The sequence below is a fragment of the Franconibacter pulveris genome, from assembly GCF_056780215.1.
Genome location: NZ_CM165555.1, coordinates 2,700,690 through 2,721,913, shown reverse-complemented (window position 1 = coordinate 2,721,913; position 21,224 = coordinate 2,700,690). Strand labels below are relative to the sequence as shown.

General features: G+C 57.1%; 20 protein-coding genes. 8 read left to right on the top strand and 12 right to left on the bottom strand.

Annotated elements, in window-relative coordinates; all coding sequences use genetic code 11:
• Positions 1-115: 115 nt before the first annotated feature.
• Positions 116-700 (bottom strand): aminoacyl-tRNA hydrolase, encoded by a 585-nt coding sequence (pth, locus tag ACU4F7_RS12840; protein ID WP_481637068.1) that lies wholly within the window; start codon positions 698-700, stop codon positions 116-118.
• Between the two features lie 273 nt (positions 701-973).
• On the opposite strand from pth, the gene ychH reads away from it, so the two are divergent.
• Complete coding sequence (ychH, locus tag ACU4F7_RS12835) at positions 974-1,243, top strand: stress-induced protein YchH (protein ID WP_024558579.1); 270 nt, start codon at positions 974-976, stop codon at positions 1,241-1,243.
• Between the two features lie 133 nt (positions 1,244-1,376).
• On the top strand, positions 1,377-2,417 hold the full coding sequence (locus ACU4F7_RS12830; protein ID WP_481637067.1) for a MerR family transcriptional regulator: 1,041 nt from the start codon (positions 1,377-1,379) through the stop codon (positions 2,415-2,417).
• Between the two features lie 10 nt (positions 2,418-2,427).
• On the opposite strand, the gene dauA is transcribed toward ACU4F7_RS12830, so the two are convergent.
• The 4 genes from dauA to lolB form a co-directional block, all read right to left on the bottom strand.
• Positions 2,428-4,116, bottom strand: a complete 1,689-nt coding sequence (dauA, locus tag ACU4F7_RS12825; protein WP_481637066.1) for a C4-dicarboxylic acid transporter DauA — start codon at positions 4,114-4,116, stop codon at positions 2,428-2,430.
• A 110-nt stretch (positions 4,117-4,226) separates the two neighbouring features.
• Positions 4,227-5,174, bottom strand: coding sequence for a ribose-phosphate diphosphokinase (gene prs, locus ACU4F7_RS12820; RefSeq protein ID WP_024553864.1), 948 nt, complete (start codon positions 5,172-5,174; stop codon positions 4,227-4,229).
• Between the two features lie 115 nt (positions 5,175-5,289).
• Positions 5,290-6,156 (bottom strand): 4-(cytidine 5'-diphospho)-2-C-methyl-D-erythritol kinase, encoded by an 867-nt coding sequence (gene ispE, locus ACU4F7_RS12815; RefSeq protein WP_029591476.1) that lies wholly within the window; start codon positions 6,154-6,156, stop codon positions 5,290-5,292.
• Positions 6,156-6,779, bottom strand: coding sequence for a lipoprotein insertase outer membrane protein LolB (gene lolB / locus ACU4F7_RS12810; RefSeq protein ID WP_024558583.1), 624 nt, complete (start codon positions 6,777-6,779; stop codon positions 6,156-6,158). The genes ispE and lolB overlap by 1 nt, the downstream gene beginning before the upstream one ends.
• A 201-nt stretch (positions 6,780-6,980) precedes the next feature.
• Between lolB and hemA the strand changes: the two genes are divergently transcribed.
• From hemA to kdsA, 6 genes are read left to right on the top strand one after another with little or no spacing between them, the layout of a single operon-like run.
• Positions 6,981-8,237, top strand: a complete 1,257-nt coding sequence (gene hemA / locus ACU4F7_RS12805; RefSeq protein ID WP_481637065.1) for a glutamyl-tRNA reductase — start codon at positions 6,981-6,983, stop codon at positions 8,235-8,237.
• A gap of 39 nt (positions 8,238-8,276) precedes the next feature.
• Positions 8,277-9,359, top strand: a complete 1,083-nt coding sequence (gene prfA / locus ACU4F7_RS12800; RefSeq protein ID WP_024558585.1) for a peptide chain release factor 1 — start codon at positions 8,277-8,279, stop codon at positions 9,357-9,359.
• Complete coding sequence (gene prmC, locus ACU4F7_RS12795) at positions 9,359-10,201, top strand: peptide chain release factor N(5)-glutamine methyltransferase (RefSeq protein WP_481637064.1); 843 nt, start codon at positions 9,359-9,361, stop codon at positions 10,199-10,201. Before prfA ends, prmC begins: the two co-directional genes overlap by 1 nt.
• A gap of 7 nt (positions 10,202-10,208) precedes the next feature.
• Positions 10,209-10,604 carry a SirB2 family protein gene (locus tag ACU4F7_RS12790; protein WP_024558587.1) on the top strand — a complete coding sequence of 132 codons (396 nt, stop codon included), beginning with the start codon at positions 10,209-10,211 and terminating at the stop codon, positions 10,602-10,604.
• Positions 10,601-11,410, top strand: a complete 810-nt coding sequence (sirB1, locus tag ACU4F7_RS12785; RefSeq protein WP_024558588.1) for an invasion regulator SirB1 — start codon at positions 10,601-10,603, stop codon at positions 11,408-11,410. The genes ACU4F7_RS12790 and sirB1 overlap by 4 nt, the downstream gene beginning before the upstream one ends.
• Before the next feature lie 40 nt (positions 11,411-11,450).
• Positions 11,451-12,305 carry a 3-deoxy-8-phosphooctulonate synthase gene (gene kdsA, locus ACU4F7_RS12780; RefSeq protein WP_024558589.1) on the top strand — a complete coding sequence of 285 codons (855 nt, stop codon included), beginning with the start codon at positions 11,451-11,453 and terminating at the stop codon, positions 12,303-12,305.
• 215 nt (positions 12,306-12,520) lie between these two features.
• Here kdsA and ACU4F7_RS12775 read toward each other — a convergent pair whose 3' ends face one another.
• From ACU4F7_RS12775 to ACU4F7_RS12745, 7 genes are all read right to left on the bottom strand, one after another.
• Positions 12,521-13,888 (bottom strand): hypothetical protein, encoded by a 1,368-nt coding sequence (locus ACU4F7_RS12775; RefSeq protein ID WP_481637063.1) that lies wholly within the window; start codon positions 13,886-13,888, stop codon positions 12,521-12,523.
• Between the two features lies 1 nt (position 13,889).
• Positions 13,890-14,153: a PAAR domain-containing protein gene (locus ACU4F7_RS12770; RefSeq protein WP_414842472.1), complete on the bottom strand. Its 264-nt coding sequence runs from the start codon at positions 14,151-14,153 to the stop codon at positions 13,890-13,892.
• Positions 14,150-14,869, bottom strand: coding sequence for a T6SS immunity protein Tli3 family protein (locus ACU4F7_RS12765; protein ID WP_481637062.1), 720 nt, complete (start codon positions 14,867-14,869; stop codon positions 14,150-14,152). Before ACU4F7_RS12765 ends, ACU4F7_RS12770 begins: the two co-directional genes overlap by 4 nt.
• Before the next feature lie 121 nt (positions 14,870-14,990).
• Positions 14,991-15,710: a T6SS immunity protein Tli3 family protein gene (locus ACU4F7_RS12760; RefSeq protein WP_481637061.1), complete on the bottom strand. Its 720-nt coding sequence runs from the start codon at positions 15,708-15,710 to the stop codon at positions 14,991-14,993.
• A gap of 121 nt (positions 15,711-15,831) precedes the next feature.
• On the bottom strand, positions 15,832-16,551 hold the full coding sequence (locus ACU4F7_RS12755) for a T6SS immunity protein Tli3 family protein (protein WP_481637060.1): 720 nt from the start codon (positions 16,549-16,551) through the stop codon (positions 15,832-15,834).
• Positions 16,548-18,701 (bottom strand): T6SS effector phospholipase Tle3 domain-containing protein, encoded by a 2,154-nt coding sequence (locus ACU4F7_RS12750; RefSeq protein WP_481637059.1) that lies wholly within the window; start codon positions 18,699-18,701, stop codon positions 16,548-16,550. Before ACU4F7_RS12750 ends, ACU4F7_RS12755 begins: the two co-directional genes overlap by 4 nt.
• Positions 18,701-21,214 (bottom strand): type VI secretion system Vgr family protein, encoded by a 2,514-nt coding sequence (locus ACU4F7_RS12745; RefSeq protein ID WP_481637058.1) that lies wholly within the window; start codon positions 21,212-21,214, stop codon positions 18,701-18,703. Before ACU4F7_RS12745 ends, ACU4F7_RS12750 begins: the two co-directional genes overlap by 1 nt.
• Positions 21,215-21,224: the final 10 nt, after the last annotated feature.

The following is a 21,224-nucleotide window of genomic DNA, read 5'->3' as shown; positions in this document are numbered from 1 at the left end:
TAATCAGGGGGTTAGAAATAACCCGATGATGGAAAAAAACAAACTTTGCCTATTATACACGTAACAGAGGTCCAACGGGCGGAGAAATCACCCCGCGGCGTGGTTAAAACCCCTTTTATTGCGCTTTAAAGGTGTGAAGGCGGTTGGTGGCTTTGGTTAACCCATCCTGAAGCCAGATTTCGGTGCAGCGCGCCGCTTCGTCAACGGCGTCATCTATCAGCTTCTGTTCGCTCACAGGCGGTTTGCCCAGCACAAAACCGACAACCTTGTTTTTATCGCCAGGATGGCCGATTCCAATCCGTAAGCGATGAAAGTTAGGGTTATTGCCCAGTTTGCTGATGATGTCTTTCAGGCCGTTGTGTCCGCCATGACCGCCGCCGAGCTTGAACTTCGCCACGCCTGGCGGCAAATCCAGTTCGTCATGCGCGACCAGAATTTCATCCGGTGCGATGCGGTAGAACGTCGCCATCGCCGCCACCGCTTTGCCGCTCAGGTTCATAAAAGTGGTCGGCACCAGCAGACGAACATCGTTGCCCGCAAGCGTCAGGCGCGAGGTATAGCCGAAAAATTTGGCTTCCTCTTTCAGCGGCGCACGGTGGCGTTCCGCCAGTAAGTCTACATACCATGCCCCGGCGTTATGGCGCGTTGCCGTATACTCGGCGCCCGGGTTCGCCAGGCCGACAATCAGTTTAATCGTCACGTTATTGTTCCTGAAAAGCGCTAAATTCGCGGCGTAGTTTACTGTGACGCCTGGCAAATCACAAAGCGCAACAGGCCATGTGAATGAATTTGAATAGTCGCAACGCGTAATAATTAGAATTTCAATTTGATCAGGGGCTTATTTGTAAAGTTTTGTGAGAGATATATCCAGAATTGTGACCTGACCCTCATCGGCTACCTATAAGCGTTACCTATACTTTACACACAAGGAGAGGGGGCATTCCCCATCAACCCATTTACCTGGAGGTGACCTGTGAGACGCAAAAACGCTTCATTACTTGGTAATTTTCTGATGGGGTTGGGGCTCGTTGTTATGGTTGTCGGCGTCGGCTATTCCATCCTCAACCAGCTTCCACAGCTGCAACTGCCGCAATTCTTCGCCCACGGCGCGGTACTGAGCATTTTTGTCGGCGCGGTGTTATGGCTGGCTGGCGCGCGCGTAGGCGGCCATGAGCAGGTATGCGACCGCTACTGGTGGGTGCGACACTTTGATAAGCGCTGCCAGCGCAATCAACACCGGTAACGTTAACGCCCCCACGGCGAGAAAAAACGGCTTTTGCAAAGAGGCCGTTTTTTTTATGCTTTTCGGCTTGACCCTCACGTTACGTAAGACATCACACTTCGCCGTGAAGCAGCAAAACAGGAGCTACGACAAGATGTTAATACAGGTAGGCGAACTGGCCCGGCGCGCCGGGATTACGGTTCGCGCGCTACACCACTACGAGTCGCAGGGCCTGCTGTTGCCTTCGGCCCGCACTGAGGCAGGTTACCGGCTTTATAACGCCCGGGATGTAGAGCGTTTGCATACCATCCAGGCATTAAGCCATATGGGACTGACGCTTGCCGAAGTGCGCGCCTGTCTGGAGAACCATTCGGTTGCCCTGACCGATATCATCGATCAGCAAATCGCCATGCTCGACAGCCAGATTTCACGCATCACTACGCTGCGCGAAAGACTGGAGGCATTGCAGAGCGACCTGAAAGCGGGGCAGGAGCCGAATCTCTCTGAATGGCTAATCACACTGGAGTTGATGAAAATGTACGATCGTTGGTTCAGTAAAGCAGAACTGGAAGCGCTGCCCTTTGCGAAAAAAGATCCGGCGCGGGAAAACGAATGGCTGCAGCTTGTGCAGCAGGTGAAGCAGCTGATAGCCCAGAACACGCCGCCGGAAGCGCCGCAGGCGCAGCGCCTCGCCACCCGCTGGATGGAGATGCTGGAGCGCGACACCGCCGGCAAACCCGATTTCCTGACGCGCCTGAACGAAATGCACGCCAAAGAGCCGCAGATGCAGGAGCAAACCGGCATTACGCCGGAGGTGATGGAGTATGTCACGCGGGCGTTTGCGGAATCAAAGCTGGCGATTTATCAGCGCTACCTTAACCCTGAAGAGTATGCTTACACTCGCGCCCACTATTTTGACCGCATGATGGAGTGGCCGCCGCTGGTGGCGAAGCTGCATGCGGCGCGGGCGAAAGGGATTGCGCCGGGAAGCGAAGAGGGTAAAGCGCTGGCGGCGAACTGGCTTGAACTTTTTACCTCGATTGCCGGCAACAATCCCCAGACCCATCAAAAATTCCGCGAGGCGATGAGCAAAGAGCCTGCGCTTTCCGTCGGCACATGGATGACGCCGGAAGTGCTGAGCTGGTTGCAGGAGGCGGTGGGCGCGCTGATGCAAGGCAATGCGCCAGCGCGCTAAGCAAAGTGAATCAGAGGTCGGCTAACGCGCTGGCCTGATCCGGGAAGAAGGCAAGACGCCCAGGGATGGGCTGTACGCCTGCGCGCGCCAGCGTGCGCAGCGGTTGAAATTCCAGCTGGCAGATACGCAGCTCGCAACCCTGCGGCAGGCGCTCAATAAAGCGCTGCAGCGCATCCAGCCCGCCGGCGTCCAGCACCGGCACGGCGTCCCATTGCATCACCACCACACGTTTGCCTTCGGCCTGCTGCAAAAGCGGGCTGAATACGCCTTCCGCCGCCGCAAAAAAGAGCGGCCCGGTGACCCGCACCGCCAGTACGTCATCCGCTAACGCGACACTCAACGGCACGGTTCGCGTCATGCGCGCTACGCGGCGCATAAACAGCAAGGATGCCAGCACAATCCCCACGCTTATTGCGATGACCATATCGAACAGCACGGTCAGGGACATGCAGATCAACATAACGATAATATCGTCGCGCGGCGCCCGCCTTAGCAGGTTTACCACCTTGTGCGCTTCGCTCATGTTCCAGGCCACCATCAGCAGCAGCGCCGCCATGGCGGAAAGCGGCAGCCAGGAGAGCAGCGGCGCCAGCGCCAGCAGCGCGAGGAGCACCAGCAACGCGTGGATCACCGCAGAGACGGGCGAGGTGGCCCCGGCGCGCACGTTGGCGGCGGAGCGGGCGATCGCCGCCGTGGCGGTAATGCCGCCAAAGAAAGGCGCGACAAGGTTGCCAAAGCCCTGGCCTATCAACTCGCTGTTGGCGTTGTGTTTAGTCCCGGTCATGCCGTCCAGCACCACGGCGCAGAGCAAGGATTCAATCGCCCCGAGCATCGCCATGGAAAAGGCGGCGGGCAGCAGCGCCTGCAGCGAATCCCAGCTTAGCGTAAAGGTTGAACCCGGCAGGTTCCAGGGCAGCACAAGCTGCGGCAGTAACGGGGGGATCCCGTGGCCCTGGGCGCCGTCGGCCAAAACATAGTGAAAGCGCGAGCCGATGGTCGCCACCTCCCCGCCAAGCAGGTTCACCACGCCCATGACCGCGCACCCGGCAAGCAGGGCAGGGAGATGACCCGGCAGGCGAATGCCGAGGCGGGGCCATAAAATAAGCACTGCAAGCGTCACGATACCGATAGCCGCATCGCCGGTATTCACCGTTGGCAGCGCCATCGCCAGCGCGCCTACTTTTTGTAGGTAGTGCTCCGGCACATGCGCCATCTCCAGCCCGAGAAAATCTTTAATCTGCATGGTGGCGATGGTAATGCCGATCCCTGAAGTAAATCCCAGCGTGACGGAAAGCGGGATATACTCAATCAGCCTGCCGAACCGCGCCAGGCCGAAGAGCACCAGAAAAAGGCCGGAGAGCAACGTCGCCATTAACAGCCCGGCCAGGCCGAACTGCTGGGCGACCGGATAAAGAATGACGACAAACGCCGCCGTCGGCCCGGAAACGCTAAAGCGTGAGCCGCCGCTTAAGGCGATGACCATGCCGGCAATCGCTGACGTATAAAGGCCATACTGCGGCGGCACGCCGCTGCCGATGGCCAGCGCCATCGCGAGCGGAATGGCGATGATGCCGACGGTCACGCCCGCAATCAAATCGCGTGAGAAACGAGAAAGGGTGTATTTTTCGCGCCAGCAGGCATCCACTAGCGCGCGAAAAGGCATTATCTGAGCAGAGAAAAGGGTTTTCACAGTTTTCATCCCTGAGGAATCATCTGTCACGATTATGAAAGATGATGAAGGTATAAGTCATACAAATAAATCACAAAAACAAAAAAACCCGCCGCAGCGGGTTTTTAGGCGTTGTCCGATTAATGCTCGAACATAGCAGAGATAGATTCTTCGTTGCTGATACGACGAATCGCTTCGGCCAGCATGCCAGAGAGCGTCAGCGTACGTACGTTCGGCAGCGCCTTGATCTCTTCAGCCAGCGGAATGGTGTCGCAAACCACCACTTCGTCAATGACGGAGTTGCGCAGGTTGCTGACCGCGTTGCCGGAGAAAATCGGGTGCGTTGCATAGGCGAAAACGCGCTTCGCGCCGCGCTCTTTCAGCGCTTCCGCCGCTTTGCACAGGGTGCCGCCGGTGTCGATCATATCGTCAACCAGTACGCAATCGCGGCCCGCTACGTCGCCGATGATGTGCATTACCTGAGAAACGTTAGCGCGCGGGCGACGTTTATCGATGATAGCCATGTCGGTGTCGTTGAGCAGTTTAGCGATAGCGCGGGCGCGAACCACGCCGCCGATATCGGGAGAAACGACAATCGGGTTGTCCAGGTTCTGCTGCAGCATATCTTCCAGCAGGATAGGGCTGCCGAATACGTTATCTACCGGCACATCAAAGAAACCCTGAATTTGTTCTGCGTGCAGGTCCACGGTGAGCACACGGTCAACCCCAACGCTCGACAGGAAATCGGCCACCACTTTCGCAGTGATCGGCACACGAGCGGAACGCACGCGGCGGTCCTGACGGGCATAGCCAAAGTAGGGGATAACAGCGGTGATGCGGCCTGCGGAAGCACGGCGCAGCGCATCAACCATCACAACGAGTTCCATCAGGTTGTCGTTGGTAGGGGCACAGGTGGACTGGATGATGAAAATATCACCACCGCGTACATTTTCATTGATTTGTACGCTGACTTCACCGTCGCTAAAGCGACCGACAGCAGCGTCGCCGAGGGAAGTGTACAGGCGGTTGGCAATACGTTGTGCTAGTTCCGGGGTGGCGTTACCAGCAAAAAGCTTCATATCAGGCACGAGAAGAACCTCAGGCATGCGTCCAGTGGTGGATGGCGGTTACCGCGGCGATAACGACCATCCAGGCGGTGTATTTAAAGAGCGTGGCGCAACGTCTGGAACAAGGGTGACGTTGTCACCAGGGCTCAGCTTGCCCGGAAATGGCTTGCTGTAGCGGCGAAATATTCACGCCTTGCGCAACGAAACCGCGCAGCCATTCCGGGGCTTGCTCAAGCACCTTTCGGGCAGCGGACTCGGTGTCAAATTCAGCAAACACGCAAGCGCCAGTGCCAGTCAGGCGCGACGGCGCGTATTCTAACAGCCAGGAAAGCGCGGCATCAACCTCGCGAAAACGTTTTCTTGCGATCTGCTCGCAATCATTACTGAATTCACAATTCAGTAACGTTTCGATTGACCGGACGGGCGTGTTACGCGGTAAATCAGGGTCTTTGAAGATAACCGGCGTCGCGATGCTCACGCCCGGATGCGCGACCAGGTACCATTTTTCCGGCGGCGAAACGGGCGTTAAGCGTTCACCCACCCCTTCGGCGAAGGCGGCATGACCGCGCACGAAAACCGGCACATCTGCGCCAAGCTGTACGCCAAGCTCGGCAAGCTCCGCTTCGCTTAAGCCGGTTTGCCACAGATGGTTTAGCGCGACCAGAACGGTGGCGGCATTAGAAGAGCCGCCGCCCAGCCCGCCGCCCATCGGCAATCGCTTTTCTACACCCAGATCCGCGCCGGCTCCTGCTGGCAAACGGCCCGTCTCCCGGGCGCGGCGCATGAGCAGTCGCGCCGCGCGCAGGATAAGGTTTTCTTCATCGGGCACGCCCGCAATCGGCGTGGTTAACCGCAGCTCGCCGTCATGACGTGGGGCAATAAGCACCGTGTCGCCGTAATTCACAAACTGAAACAGCGTCTGCAAAGTATGGTAGCCATCTTCACGACGGCCCGTGATATAGAGAAACAGGTTCAGCTTTGCCGGAGAGGGCCAACGCGTCATCATTTAACTATCCAGTTATCCATTTTCAGCTTGATGCGCTGGTCGCCTTCGGTCAGCTCCATATTCGAAGGCAGGGCAGGCTGGGTTTTACTGTCATAGCCGCTATAAACCACATGCCACGTTTTGCCGTTTTGCGTGTAATTCACTTCGCTCAGGCGATACTGGTTGTCGAGTTTATAATCGGTCGCGTCGCCCGGCAGGCCCAGGATCCACTGACGCAGGCTGTTGATGGGGATCGGCATGCCGGTCAGCTTCGCAATCATCTCTTCGGCATCGGTGGCGGTGTAGCGCTGGCCTTTGTTATCCACCAGTTGCACCACGCCCGGTTGCGCGTTCAGCTCCATCTCCGTGCTGCCAAGCGGGTTGGTCAGCAGCAGTCGGTAGCGATCCTGACCGGTTTGCTGCCAGAAGAAGCGGGCATAGACTTTCTGTTCGTCGGAAAGATAAGCGAAAGCGCCGCGAGTCTGGTACTGATTCAGGCTGCGCACCTGCTGTTGGTGCTGCTGCCACTGCGGGGAGTCGGGGCTTTTGCCCGGACCTTTCGGCGCATTAACGGCGCAGGCGGTCAGAACGAGGCTCGCCAGCGGCAAAAGACGCAAAAAGCGCAGAGATGAAATAGCCATATTGACGTCAAATCCTTGATGCGTGTTGGGGTTATAACCTTTCATGCTAGCGCTCGCGTGCAAGAGCGTCTACGTTCAAGTTGTCTTAAATCATGAAATTAACTATTACTCCAAAAGAGGCGGTTCTCTTTTATTGACCTTACGCATCCTGTATGATGCGCGAAGTCAAACCTTATCAACGCTGGTACTATTCCCGCTCACATGACCCTTTTAGCACTCGGCATCAACCACAAAACGGCTCCTGTTTCGCTGCGAGAACGCGTTACGTTTTCGCCGGATACGCTCGACCAGGCGCTGGAAAGCCTGCTTGCGCAGCCAATGGTGCAGGGCGGCGTAGTGCTCTCAACGTGCAATCGCACAGAGCTCTATCTGAGCGTGGAAGAGCAGGACAATCTCCACGACCGGCTGGTGCGCTGGCTTTGCGACTACCACAACCTCAATGAAGATGAGGTGCGCAACAGCCTTTACTGGCATCACGACAACGATGCGGTAAGCCACCTGATGCGCGTCGCCAGCGGGCTGGACTCCTTAGTGCTGGGCGAGCCGCAAATCCTGGGCCAGGTGAAAAAAGCGTTCGCAGACTCCCAGCGGGGCCATGCGAAAGCAAGCGAGCTGGAACGTATGTTCCAGAAATCGTTCTCCGTTGCCAAGCGCGTGCGCACCGAAACCGACATCGGCGCCAGCGCCGTTTCCGTCGCTTTCGCCGCCTGCACGCTGGCGCGCCAGATTTTCGAATCCCTTTTCAGCGTCACGGTGCTGTTAGTCGGGGCGGGGGAAACCATCGAACTGGCCGCCCGTCATCTGCGCGAACACAACGTCAAGAAGATGATTATCGCTAACCGCACCCTGGAGCGCGCCCAGCGTCTGGCGGATGAGGTGGGCGCGGAAGTCATCAACCTGGCGGAGATAGACGAGCGTCTGAAAGAGGCCGACATTATTATCAGCTCCACCGCAAGCCCGTTACCGATTATCGGCAAAGGCATGGTGGAGCGCGCCCTGAAGGCTCGCCGCAATCAGCCGATGCTGCTGGTGGATATCGCCGTACCGCGCGACGTCGAGCCGGAAGTGGGCAAGCTCGCCAACGCTTACCTTTACAGCGTTGACGACCTGCAATCGATCATCCAGCACAACCTCGCGCAGCGTAAAGCGGCGGCGGTTGAAGCGGAATCGATTGTCGAGCAGGAAGCGCACGAATTTATGGCCTGGCTGCGCGCGCAAAGCGCCAGCGCAACCATTCGTGAATACCGCAGCCAGGCGGAGCAGGTGAGGGAAGAACTCACCGCCAAAGCCCTGGCCGCGCTGCAACAAGGCGGCGACGCCGAATCCATTTTGCAGGATCTGGCCCGCAAACTGACCAACCGCCTGATCCACGCGCCAACCAAATCTCTTCAGCAGGCCGCCCGTGACGGGGATGACGAACGCCTGCATATTCTGCGCAACAGCCTCGGGCTGGAGTAGCGCCACACATTCTTATTACAAAAAGGTGAACTACCGCCTATGAAGCCTTCTATCGTTGCCAAACTGGAAGCCTTGCAGGAGCGTCATGAAGAAGTTCAGGCGCTCCTCGGCGACGCGAGCACTATCGCCGATCAGGATCGCTTTCGCGCGCTTTCCCGTGAATACGCCCAGTTAAGCGATGTTTCTCGCTGTTTTTTACAGTGGCAACAGGTTCAGGACGATCTGCAAACCGCAGAGAGCCTGCTTGAAGACCCGGAAATGCGCGACATGGCGCAGGAAGAGCTGCGCGATGCGAAAAGCCGCAGCGAAGAGCTGGAACAGCAGCTGCAGGTATTGCTGCTGCCAAAAGATCCGGACGACGAGCGCAACGCGTTTGTCGAAGTGCGCGCCGGCACCGGCGGCGACGAGGCGGCGCTGTTCGCCGGCGATCTTTTCCGTATGTACAGCCGTTATGCGGAATCCCGCCGCTGGCGGGTGGAAATCATGAGCGCCAACGAAGGCGAGCATGGCGGTTATAAAGAGGTGATCGCCAAAATCAGCGGCGAAGGCGTGTACGGGCGTCTGAAGTTTGAATCGGGCGGGCATCGCGTGCAGCGCGTTCCGGCGACGGAATCCCAGGGCCGTATTCACACCTCCGCCTGCACCGTGGCGGTGATGCCGGAGCTGCCGGAGGCGGAGCTGCCGGACATCAACCCAGCCGATCTGCGCATCGATACCTTTCGCTCTTCTGGCGCGGGCGGCCAGCACGTTAACACCACCGACTCCGCCATTCGCATCACCCACCTGCCGACGGGCATTGTGGTGGAGTGCCAGGACGAACGCTCGCAGCATAAAAACAAAGCCAAAGCGCTGGCGGTGCTTGGCGCGCGTATCCACGCCGCAGAAATGGCGAAACGGCAGCAGGCGGAAGCGTCCACGCGCCGCAACCTGCTTGGCAGCGGCGACCGTTCCGACCGCAACCGCACCTATAACTTCCCGCAAGGGCGCGTTACCGATCACCGCATTAACCTGACGCTCTACCGTCTGGATGAAGTGATGGAAGGGAAGCTGGACGCGCTTATTGAGCCTATCATTCAGGAACACCAGGCGGACCAGCTGGCCGCGCTGGCTGAGCAGGACTAATGGACTATCAGCACTGGCTTAAGCAGGCTATTGCGCGCTTAACGCAAAGCGAATCTCCGCGCCGGGACGCGGAGATTTTGCTTGGTCTTGTAACGGGTAAAACCCGCACGTTTATTCTCGCTTTCGGCGAAACCCTGCTTCGCGAAGATGAAGCGCAGGCGCTTGAAATCTTGCTTGAGCGCCGGGCGCAGGGCGAGCCGGTGGCACATCTGACCGGTTTGCGTGAGTTTTGGTCGCTGCCGCTGTTTGTCTCTCCCGCCACGCTTATTCCCCGTCCGGATACGGAATGTCTGGTGGAGCAGGCGCTGGCGCGTCTGCCCGCAGAACCCTGTCAAATTCTGGATTTGGGCACGGGCACCGGCGCTATTGCGCTGGCTCTCGCCAGCGAACGACCAGACTGCCATGTCACCGCCCTTGATGTAGTGCCGCAGGCCGTCGAGCTGGCACGCCGCAATGCGCAACACCTCGCTATTCCTAATATTACGCTTCTGCAAAGCGACTGGTTCAGCGCGTTAGACGAAGCGCGTTTCACGCTTATCGTCAGTAATCCGCCTTATATCGACCATGCCGATCCGCATCTTGCCCAGGGCGACGTGCGCTTCGAGCCGCGCAGCGCGCTGGTGGCGGACGAGAACGGCCTTGCGGATCTCAGAACATTAATTTTCGAGGCGCGCCGCTTTCTTGTTAACCAGGGCTGGCTATTGTTAGAGCACGGCTGGCGTCAGGGTGAAGCGGTGCGGGAGCTTTTTAACGAAGCGGGTTATCATGCGGTGGAGACCTGCCGGGATTACGGCGGCAACGAGCGCCTGACGCTGGGTCAATTAGCAATAAAACAGGAGTAACAAAGCCATGGCGGCTTATTTTGCACTGAAGCATTTTCATATCCTGACGGTGATCATCTCCATCAGCCTGTTTGTTTTACGCTACGTCTGGCAATATCGTGGCTCGGCCATGTCGGCGAAGCGCTGGGTGCGCATCGTTCCACATGTTAACGACACCCTTTTGCTGGCGAGCGGTGTTGCGCTAGTGCTCATAACGCACTTTTATCCCTTCACGCCGCAAGGCGCATGGCTGACGGAGAAGCTCTTTGGCGTTATCATTTATATCGCTTTAGGGTTTATCGCGCTGGGTCGACGCCCGCGAAGCCAGCAAACACGCTGGATCGCGTTTTTGCTGGGGCTGGTGGTGCTTTACATCATCATTAGACTTGCCACCACGAAGATACCGTTATTGGGGTTGATATGAAGTCGTTGGCCGATTTCGAATTTAACAAAGCACCGCTCTGCGACGGCATGGTGCTGGTTTCACAATTAATCCGCGATGATTTTCCCGATCAGGAGGTCTATCAGCAGCTTGACGCGCTGGTTAGCCTCGCCCGGGAAGAAATTTGCGAGGGACTCCATCAGGATATGCAGCTTGAGCGCCTGCTTGAGCTGTTTTATGGCGAATGGGGTTTTTCCGACGCCCGCGGCGTATACCGTCTTTCCGATGCGCTCTGGCTGGATAAGGTATTAAAAAATCGCCAGGGCAGCGCCGTATCGCTGGGCGCGATTTTGCTGTGGATAGCCGACAGGCTGGAGATCCCGCTGACGCCGGTGATTTTCCCGACGCAGCTGATTCTGCGCGCGGACTGGATGGATGGCGAAATGTGGTTGATTAATCCGTTCAATGGCGAAACGCTGGATGAGCACACGCTTGAGGTGTGGCTCAAGGGCAACGTTAACCCGGTGGCGGAGCTCTATGTCGACGACCTTGAAGAGTCGGAAAACGCCGAGGTTATTCGCAAGCTGCTGGATACGCTGAAATCCGCGCTGATGGAGGAGAGCCAGATGGAGCTTGCTCTGCGCACCAGTGAAGCGCTGCTGCAGTTCAACCCGGAAGATCCGTATGAGATCCGCGACCGTGGGCTTATCTACGCGCAGCTCGATTGCGAACATGTCGCGCTGAACGACCTGAGCTATTTTGTCGAGCAGTGCCCGGAAGATCCGATTAGCGAAATGATCCGTGCGCAAATCAATTCGATTTCGCACAAGCAGATTACGCTGCACTGATTAAACCGTATACCGATTTACCGCTGACAAGGGCGAACTTATGAAGCAAAAAGTGGTTAGTATTGGCAATATCAACGTGGCGAACGATCTGCCGTTCGTCCTCTTTGGCGGCATGAATGTGCTTGAATCGCGCGATCTCGCGATGCAAATCTGCGAGCACTATGTCAACGTGACCGACAAACTCGGCATTCCTTACGTTTTTAAAGCCTCCTTTGATAAAGCCAACCGCTCCTCCATTCACTCCTATCGCGGACCGGGTCTGGAAGAAGGGATGAAAATCTTCCAGGAGCTGAAGCAGGCCTTCGGCGTTAAAATCATCACTGACGTGCATACCGCCGAACAGGCGCAGCCGGTTTCTGAAGTGGTGGACGTTATCCAGTTGCCGGCCTTCCTGGCGCGTCAAACCGATCTGGTGGAAGCGATGGCGAAAACCGGCGCGGTTATCAACATCAAAAAGCCGCAGTTCATCAGCCCGGGGCAGGTTGGCAACATCGTGGATAAATTCCACGAGGGCGGCAACGACAAAGTGATCCTGTGCGACCGCGGCACTAACTTTGGTTATGACAACCTGGTGGTTGATATGCTGGGCTTCAGCGTGATGAAGAAAGTGTCTGGCAACGCGCCGGTGATTTTCGACGTGACGCACGCGCTGCAATGCCGCGACCCGTTCGGCGCCGCCTCGAGCGGTCGTCGCGCGCAGGTGGCTGAGCTGGCCCGCGCCGGCATGGCGACCGGCATCGCCGGCCTGTTTATTGAAGCGCATCCGGACCCGGAACATGCCAAATGTGACGGCCCGTCCGCACTGCCGCTGGCGAAGCTTGAGCCGTTCCTGAAGCAGATCAAAGCTATCGACGATCTCGTTAAAGGCTTCGAAGAGCTCGATACCAGTAACTAAGGTTCGGGCTAACAAAAAACCCCGCTCCGGCGGGGTTTTTTTATGGGGCAGGGAAGGGGAGCGGGAATACGGAAGGGGAGGTGCCCCACCTGACGTGTGAGTTTAGCGATTATGTCGTCGTTGGAATAAACTGCGCTTTTTCCCGGCATACGCTCATATCATACCGGTAGCAAAGCGGGTCATGGCAATCACCGCCAGACATTCAATCCCTTGATTTATAGAGTGGAATCATGGCTTTCGTCTCGTCCCATAATAATGGCTAACCATGCAATGCTGCCTGTAATCAGCCCTGTCAGGCACGTTATTACCATACAGGTTGTAAAACTAATAATTGGTTCCTTTGCTGTGGAATACGCAATATCAGCGGCCATGATCGTCACCAACATCATTATCGTTGAAAGAACCGTATGGAATATCGGTAGCGGAAGCCACGCCTGGGGCGGATCAGGCGGCGTATAATAGCTACCGGCCAGCGACAACAGGCCAAATTCATTGCTGCCCGACGCGGCAACCAGCTGCGGCCCCTGCGCATACAATGCCGCGTCTGCTGCCAGAGTCAGCGCCAGCCACCGATAGCCGTCTGAGCATTGACCAAAAGTTGTATCCAGATCCCGTCGTTCCGGGGCGGTTTTTTCCTGGTTCAGCACTTCATAAAGCGGGTATTTCTCTTTGCGCTCCAGTCCGGTATGCCAGAAAACTTTCGCCGACGTAATGCATTTGGTTCTGATAAACGCGGCGGCGGCAGTTTCCAGGTCCTCGCTTTGCGTCAGCGGCATGGAGATAAACAGCGGCTTTTCGGCACGGTCTGAGTAATAACCGAAAAGAAAGGCCGAGGCGCTTTCCATAAACGCTTTTTTATCCTCACCGTGAAGATCCGCTATGAGCAGCAGATGAAAGGAATGGTTACGTTGATGCAACGTGTTAATCCATTTCTCAATAAACGAATAACCGGGGCACTTCTCCAGCACATGTACCGCCGTTACATTGGCTGTTTTTATCCCAGCCGCCTTCAGCGCATTGCGTACGGAGTCATCGTAATCCGCTTCCTGACCGCGCACCCATACAGACACGTCAAACACATAAGGTTCATTAAGCTTCTCTTTCAGCGGCTCCACCAGCTTTCGCAGTATGATCTCAAGCCGGGGCGCGTCATAGCCCTCTTCGCTGTCAATTTCCAGCGGCGTTTCAGGCGCAAGCGGCATTGATCCTTCGAGCTTAAGCATTTTCAGCGCGATATGTTCAACAGGCGCGAGCGAATGCCAGGCTATCAGCGTCATTTGGCGCCGGGAATATGCCGTTACCCGATAGTTGTTTTCATTTCTGCGCAGCTGACGCATCTGAAAGACGTGTATCCGGCAGCACTCCCCGATATACAAAATAAACGACGCGGTTAACGCTATTATTAAGGGAACCAGCACGCCCTGAAACGCAATCGTGACGAGGGGAGCTTTTTTCTCCAGCCAGTCAGCCAGCCCGATGCTGTTTGCCACCACCAGCGCGATGATAAACAGCACTGCAAACAGGCCGCAGAAAGAGACGACTTCCGGTTCTTTTTCGGTATCTTCGAATAATTTCCATCTCATATTACTTCTCCTCTCCGGCTACGGGCAAAGTGGTGATTACCGCGCAGCCGCATTCAGCCCGGCATTTATCCAGCACCACGCCGCGCCCGTTTATCGTCCAGTCGGGCGAGCAGTCGTTTACGACATACTCCCCGTTGTGGACAGGGCATATCACCCGGTCGCCCCTGAGCATCACGGGGATGCCGTCAAATTCCGGCCCGGATGCGGAAATCACTTTCCCGCCGCTGGTCAGCGGGTCATGCAGCCTGATTACCCCACGCATCATTTCCTCCCGGCGTCCATGTCGCAGCGCATGTGATCCCATCCGGTGTAGCTTTTCACTTCCGGGATTTTCTCCGGCAGGTTCTGGTAGTTGGCTTTGTGCCTGTCTACCAGATGTATTAATGTTTGCGGGTTGAAGTAATCCAGTCCCCACGCCCAGCCGGGGAACTGCGGCGTGATTTCCTGCTTCTCGCCGTCCAGCTCATAAGTGATACCCGGCCCGCCGGGAGCCAGGCGCGGGTCGTCGAAGGGTTTTGAGGACATATAAATCCGTCCCTGTTTTGTCAGCAGAAAGCCCTGGTCGTTGACCACGGTAAAGGAAACGATATCCTCTCGCCTCGGACTGCTGGTGCCGTCATCTTCGGATGTGGTTGGCGCGTACTCGACTGATTCCCATGTCTGACCATAGTCTTTAGAAACTCTGAACCCCTGAGAATCCCAGGACATAATGGCAATATAACGCTCGGAGGGATGGAGGTATTTTTTCGTGAAAATCCGGTAAAACTGTAAGCCCGGCTGTGAATGAATGCCGCGTTTTGTATCCGTGTACCAGAGTTCGCCTTCGCAGTCCCATCCTTTCAGCTCCAGATAGCGGTGGTCGTCAAAGCGGTAGACCACCTGGACGGGCGTCGGTGGGGGCGGCTGAACGGTGTCGAAGGCGCCGTCACAGCCCGCAAGCTGAAAAAGTATCAGCATGGTCAGCAGACATTTCCCTTTCATTTTTTGATTCCTTCCTTCAGCACCTGTTCACTGAGCGGGCGCGGCATAGCCCACTGGAGGTGATGCTGTCCGGTGATGTCATCGCGCCGCGGAAACGCCATTGCAGTATCAACACTGGGCATCATTTCCTCCCGGCGTCCATGTCGCAGCGCATGTGATCCCATCCGGTGTAGTTTTTCACTTCCGGGATTTTCTCCGGCAGGTTCTGCCAGTTGATTTTGTGCTTCTCAACGGAAGTGATAAGAGTTTTGGGATTGAAATAAACCATCCCCCACGCCCAGCCGGGGAACTGCGGCGTGATTTCCTGCTTCTCGCCGTCCAGCTCATAAGTGATGCCCGGCCCGCCGGGAGCCAGGCGCGGGTCGTCGAAGGGTTTTGAGGACATATAAATTCGTCCCTGTTTTGTCAGCAGAAAGCCCTGGTCGTTAACCACGGTAAAGGAAACGATATCCTCTCGCGTCGGACTGCTGGTGCCGTCATCTTCGGATGTGGTTGGCGCGAACATGACAGTATGCCAGGTCTGGCCATAATCTTTCGATACCGTGAACCCTCCCGCCCGCCATCCCAGGACAGCAATATACCGTTCAGAAGGATGAACATATCTGGCAGTAAATATTCGATAGAACTGTGAAGATACTTCAGAACGGATATTGCGCCGGGTATCCACATAGGTGAGCGCCCCTTCGCAGTCCCATCCTTCCAGCTCCAGGTAGCGGTGGTCGTCAAAGCGGTAGACCACCTGGACGGGCGTCGGCGGGGGCGGCTGAACGGTGTCGAAGGCGCCGTCACAGCCCGCAAGCTGCAAAAGTATCAGCATGGTCAGCAGACATTTCCCTTTCATTTTTTGATTCCTTCCCTTAGCACCTGTTCACTGAACGGGCGCGGCATAGCCCACTGGAGGTGATGCTGTCCGGTGATGTCATCGCGCCGCGGGAACGGCAAGGCAGTATTAACTCTGGGCATCATTTCCTCCCGGCGTCCATGTCGCAGCGCATGTGATCCCATCCGGTGTAGTTTTTCACTTCCGGGATTTTCTCCGGCAGGTTCTGCCAGTTGATTTTGTGCTTCTCAACGGAAGTGATAAGAGTTTTGGGATTGAAATAAACCATCCCCCACGCCCAGCCGGGAGACTGCGGCGTGATTTCCTGCTTCTCGCCGTCCAGCTCATAAGTGATGCCCGGCCCGCCGGGAGCCAGGCGCGGGTCGTCGAAGGGTTTTGAGGACATATAAACCCGTCCCTGTTTTGTCAGCAGAAAGCCCTGGTCGTTGACCACGGTAAAGGAAACGATATCCTCGCGTCGGGGGCTGCTTGAACCATCGTCTTCTGAGCTGGTTGGCGCGTACATAGCTCCTTGCCAGGTTTCGCCGTAATCTTTTGAAACGGCAAAGCCACTCGAATCCCACGACATAATGGCAATATACCGCTCAGAAGGATGAACATACTTTTTGGTAAACAGACGATAAAACTGCGTTGTCACTACCGAACGGATATTGCGCCGGGTATCCACATAGGTGAGCGCCCCTTCGCAGTCCCATCCTTTCAGCTCCAGATAGCGGTGGTCGTCAAAGCGGTAGACCACCTGGACGGGCGTCGGCGGGGGCGGCTGAACGGTGTCGAAGGCGCCGTCACAGCCCGCAAGCTGCAACAGTATCAGCATGGTCAGCAGACATTTCCCTTTCATTTTTTGATTCCCTCCATTAATACCTGCTCACTTAAAGGGGCAGGCATCTTCCACTGATCTTCATAAACTGTTGTGGCTCCCTCCAGCGTGTAGTAGCCGTTCAGTTGCGTGGTCGCCTGGCCTGCATATTCATTAACCACGCCAAATTCGCCTTTCGGCAGCACTTCATCAGGCCTGTTCATATGCCATTTGGTATCCCGCTCCGGTAAATTTCCCGTCCGGTAATATTCTCTGGCTGGCGCATACTCACCGAGCCGGTCGCGCCAGTCGGCGGTGTGGAGCAGCATTTCCCAGAATTTCCCCTCCCTGTAATCAAACGCCTCGCACTGGCCAATCGCCAGGTCGAACGCCATGGCGTGGGACGGCGCTTTGTCGCTCATCACGATACTGGAGTGCTGGCTGTAACTTACCGGGTCGGCTTTTTCCCATTCCTGGTGAAGTTGTTCATCCGATTTGAGCCGGGTGTATTCCACTGAACGGAAATCCATGCTGCTGCCGCGCACGATGCCACGGATAAACTTCTGGTTATAAAAGCCGCTCATCATCGCCAGATCTTTTTCATTCAGCTCATAGCCAACGGGCCAGGTATTGGCGCGGTAGTTCGGCAGGGTATAAATCACCTGTTCAGTACGTTTCAGCGCCACCGCCCTGGCGGAGTAAGAAATCTCCCGGTCCGGGCCGCTGACCTGCCCTTTGTATTTTTCGTCGCAGGTGGCCGGGTCAGCGTCGGGGTGGTTATGTTCGCCCATTAATTCAAAGACAAAGGGTTCCGGTAACGCCTCGCCGCTAACAATGACATCGCGAAAATCCCATTCGGCATTGGTTATACCGCTGTAGCTGAAATCGCCTTTGCGGGGTTTGGGTTTACGGAAAGGCACGCCATCCGGCGGCTGGCCCACCTCCGTTCCCTGAAAGAACACCCGCTGGCGCAGGTTGGGTATTGTTTCGGCCAGCGAGGCAGGAATACCCCGCCAGCCGATGCCCTGCACGTTTTTCAGGGAGACGGTGCCGTCATTGGGGCAGAAGTAGTTATAAACCTTGCCGTTGTTGTTGCGGCGGTAGCGCGGGTCGCTGTGCCATTTCGCGTTCACCGGGCGGGGAAGCGTGCCGCGGGCCTCCATGCGGGCCAGCTCCTCCGCAGTATGCTCGCCGCCGCTGTACTGCGTCGCCATCAGGCGGCAGAAGTTGCTGAACGTCTCCTGCCGCGCCCGGCGGGTCTGGTGGTGGCCGTCCTGGATATTCTCCATCAACGTGTCTTCCAGCGCGTAGGGGGAGTGGTTCAGGATGCAGCAGTTCACAGGGTCAAAACCCGCCTTCTTGACCAGCATGTTCGCCAGCATGGTGATCAGCGTACCCTGGCTGTGCGCGACAATGTTTATAACGTCTTTTTTAGTGCGTTCCTCCTGGCGAATACGAATAATCAGCTCCGCCAGCCGCTGGGCGGCAAAAAACTGGTAAATGCGGTGCGGGTTGCGATAGATGGGGTGGGTGTAGTCGCCGCCGTTCATGTAGAGCGAGATAAACCCCGCCGCCGCCAGCGCCGCGCCGCCCGCGCCGGGGCCGAGCATATCGGGGATACTGGTGGTGGCGTTGGCGAAGGTGCCGCCGTTTTTGGCAAAGTTCGTATCAAGCGTATTGCCGTAGCAGTCGTTTTCAAACTTAACGCTGCCTTGTTCGTCGTTGCCGTACCCGCGTTTCTTCTCCCGGTCGTTTTCCTGGTAGGCGTCGTACGGCAGTCTGGTTTCGCTGTTAAGCTTGCTGACCTCGTCGCGGTAACGGCGCTGGTCGGCGGCCCACTCCTCGCGGGTTACGGGTTTGTAGCCCCAGTAAAACGGAATAACGGGCGAGCGCCCCGGCGCACAGATTTTCTTCTGCGCCTGGCCGTTGTGCACCGGTAGAAACTCCCGCCACTCGTGGGGGTAGAAGTCGCTGCGGCTCAGGCGCCTGCCCAGGCCTGCCACGATGCCGCGCTCCTGGTTTTCATAGGCTTCGCCCACGTCGTTGACGCCGTGCACCAGAATCACGATGCAGGGCATCGGACGGGGTACGCCGATATTGCAGGTCTGCGCGGTAAGGCCAAGGTCGGCATGAACTGCCGGGTCGTTTTCAATTACCACGCGTTTGCGGTACGGTTTGGTGCTGTTTTCCATCACAGTAACTCCATTCTCCAGGTGTGCAGGTCAGCCGTATCGAGCAGCGGCGAATGGCCTTCGGCATCGGTTTCACCTTCAATCACGTCGCCTGCAGTACTGACCAGACGGAATTTCTGGTTCGCCAGTACCTGTTCCGCGTCGTCGCCCGCATGAAGGCGGTAGCGGCGTTTAAACGCGCCCTTCTCAAACAGCGGTGGGGAGGTTTTCACGCTTTCGCCCGTCATGTAGCGCAGGACGGGGGCTTTCAGCTCAATCTTGACGGGGGAGAAAATCTCCACGGCGCCGTTGGGATTAATGCGCACACCACCGCCGCCGCACGTTATCTGGATACCGTTTTTGGCGCTGGCGCTCAGCCTGCCGTCCGAGGTTGCAAGGGTGAAATCCTGCTGTGAAAAGAGATGCATCCTGCCGCGTTGCGCCTGCGTGACCACGTTGCCGGAGGCGGCAATCAGCTTTATGCCGAGTTTGCGGGAGAACAGTGAGACAGCCTCGCCTGCCGCCAGCGAGAACTTTTTGAATATACTCAGGCTGGCGCCGCCGCCCGCCGTGGCGACCAGATCCTGGCCTGCGGTGAGTTGCAGGCTCCCCGGCGTGAGCTGGGCGATGCCTTTGTCGGCATAGGCCAGCAGCCCTGGCGCGGAAAGCTGGTTCAGCGCCTGGCTTAACTGCTGCTGCAACGTGGTATCCGCGCCGTCCGCCCCGGCGGTGTCGGCGCACTGTTGCAGGGTGCGGGCGAGCGCCAGGGCGCTTTCCAGCGCGGCGACGGCGGCGGACATATCAAGCTGCTTGCCCTGGGCGCGGGGCTGCGGTTCGGTGGTGAGCAGGATGCCTTTTGCGGCGCGGGCGGCGAGCCAGTTATCGGTGCGGGCTTCCACCCCTTCGCCGCGCTGCTTACGGCTGGCGTCCACCAGGTGGCCAAGGCTGAGCTGGCTTTTGCCATGCTCCGTGGCCACCTTGATGTGCTCCCGGCCGCGCTCATCATCAAGGCGAATTTTATTGTTCGCCGGGGTGCGTATGACGTTGCGCCGTTCGTTGGCGGCGGTCACCAGGTCGTGGTGTCTACCGTCATGAAGCGCATGGGCGATATAGGGCCTGTCCGGGTCGCCGTGCTCAAAGGCGACGGCCACCTCCGTGCCGTCCAGCAGGGGAAAGTGGAAGCCGTAGGTATCTCCCGCATAGGGTCTGCCGAGCCGGAGCCAGGCGCTCTCGAGTCCTTTCTTTTTCTCCTCCAGATCGAAATCAAACTTAACGTGATAGCGACCCTGTAAATCCAGGTCGCCGTACAAGGTGTCGGCGCTCGAGGAGACTCGGGCGGGGACGGTGCCGCTGATAACCGGGCGCGGCAGCGGTTCGGGACGAAAGCAAACGCGATTGCTGTCCGGGATGCCGCTTAGCCTGGCGCGGTAGCTTTCGCTGCGGCTGCCGCTCAGGGTGACGGCGGTGATAACCATGCCCTGGCTGAAAGCGTCAGGAGCCCCACCGACGATTTTAAACACATCGCCTGCCACCAGAGCCGGGTCGTTAGTGAGCGCTGAAAGCCGGAACTGGTTATTGAGTAGTTGCTCATGCCGTAGGCGAGCATAGAACGAGTCGGTTTCACAGGTGTCGCCGTAAAAATCTCCCTCTACCAGATGCGGGGCGGGGTAGCGGTAAACCCGGCCGGTGGTGATAGATTCAGGGATATCGGGAACATGAACGGAAAAGATGCGCTGCGGGGAATCAGGCGTGCGGTAGTTATAGTTGCGCGCCAACACCGAGGCGGGAACTACGTTTACCGTGTCCTGCAATTGCGTTACGTAAACCTTATGGCTGGTCAGTCCGCTGAAACGGACATACGGGCGCGTTTCGGCGCTGTAGCAAAGACGCCGCCCGGTATCGTCAAAAATCATCAGCACCTGCTCTTTCACGTCCGGGTGGTTTTCGAAGCGCCAGAAAATGCCCACCTCCGCCAGCAGCCGCTGAATAAATTGCAAGTCCGTTTCGCGCCACTGAACAATCATTTCACGGCGCGGATAGTCCCGCAGCGTGCTCATATCGACCTTGAAGGCGCCGTGCGGCATATGCTCAAGGATCACGGTTTTGACCAGCTCCGGTACGCTCATATCCAGGTAAACGGCTGACTTCGTGGTGTTATTGAGCAGCGACAGTTCATGCTCCAGCACGCATTCATAGAGCGTTTCATCAGCGGAATCACTGACACGGCCAAGCGAGGTAATAATGCCGTTAACCTGCCGCTGCGGGAGCCAGGGGTTATCTTTCTCCCAGGCGTGAGGATTGCGTGCCCGCATCAGGAAAGTGGCGGGGCAATTAAGAATATCTTTAAGCGGAAGGTGATTATCGGAACAGGTAAAACGAATGGTGTAGCGGTAGGGCTGACTTAACTTTTCTTCGCCTGTAAAACTCAGTACATCGGCAACTATTGAAGGGTTCCGGTTAAAACGTAATAAATAACGGTTGATGGTATTAATGTGCTGAATACGATCTGTGGGAATATCACCAGCGCTGGGCATAATTTCCTCC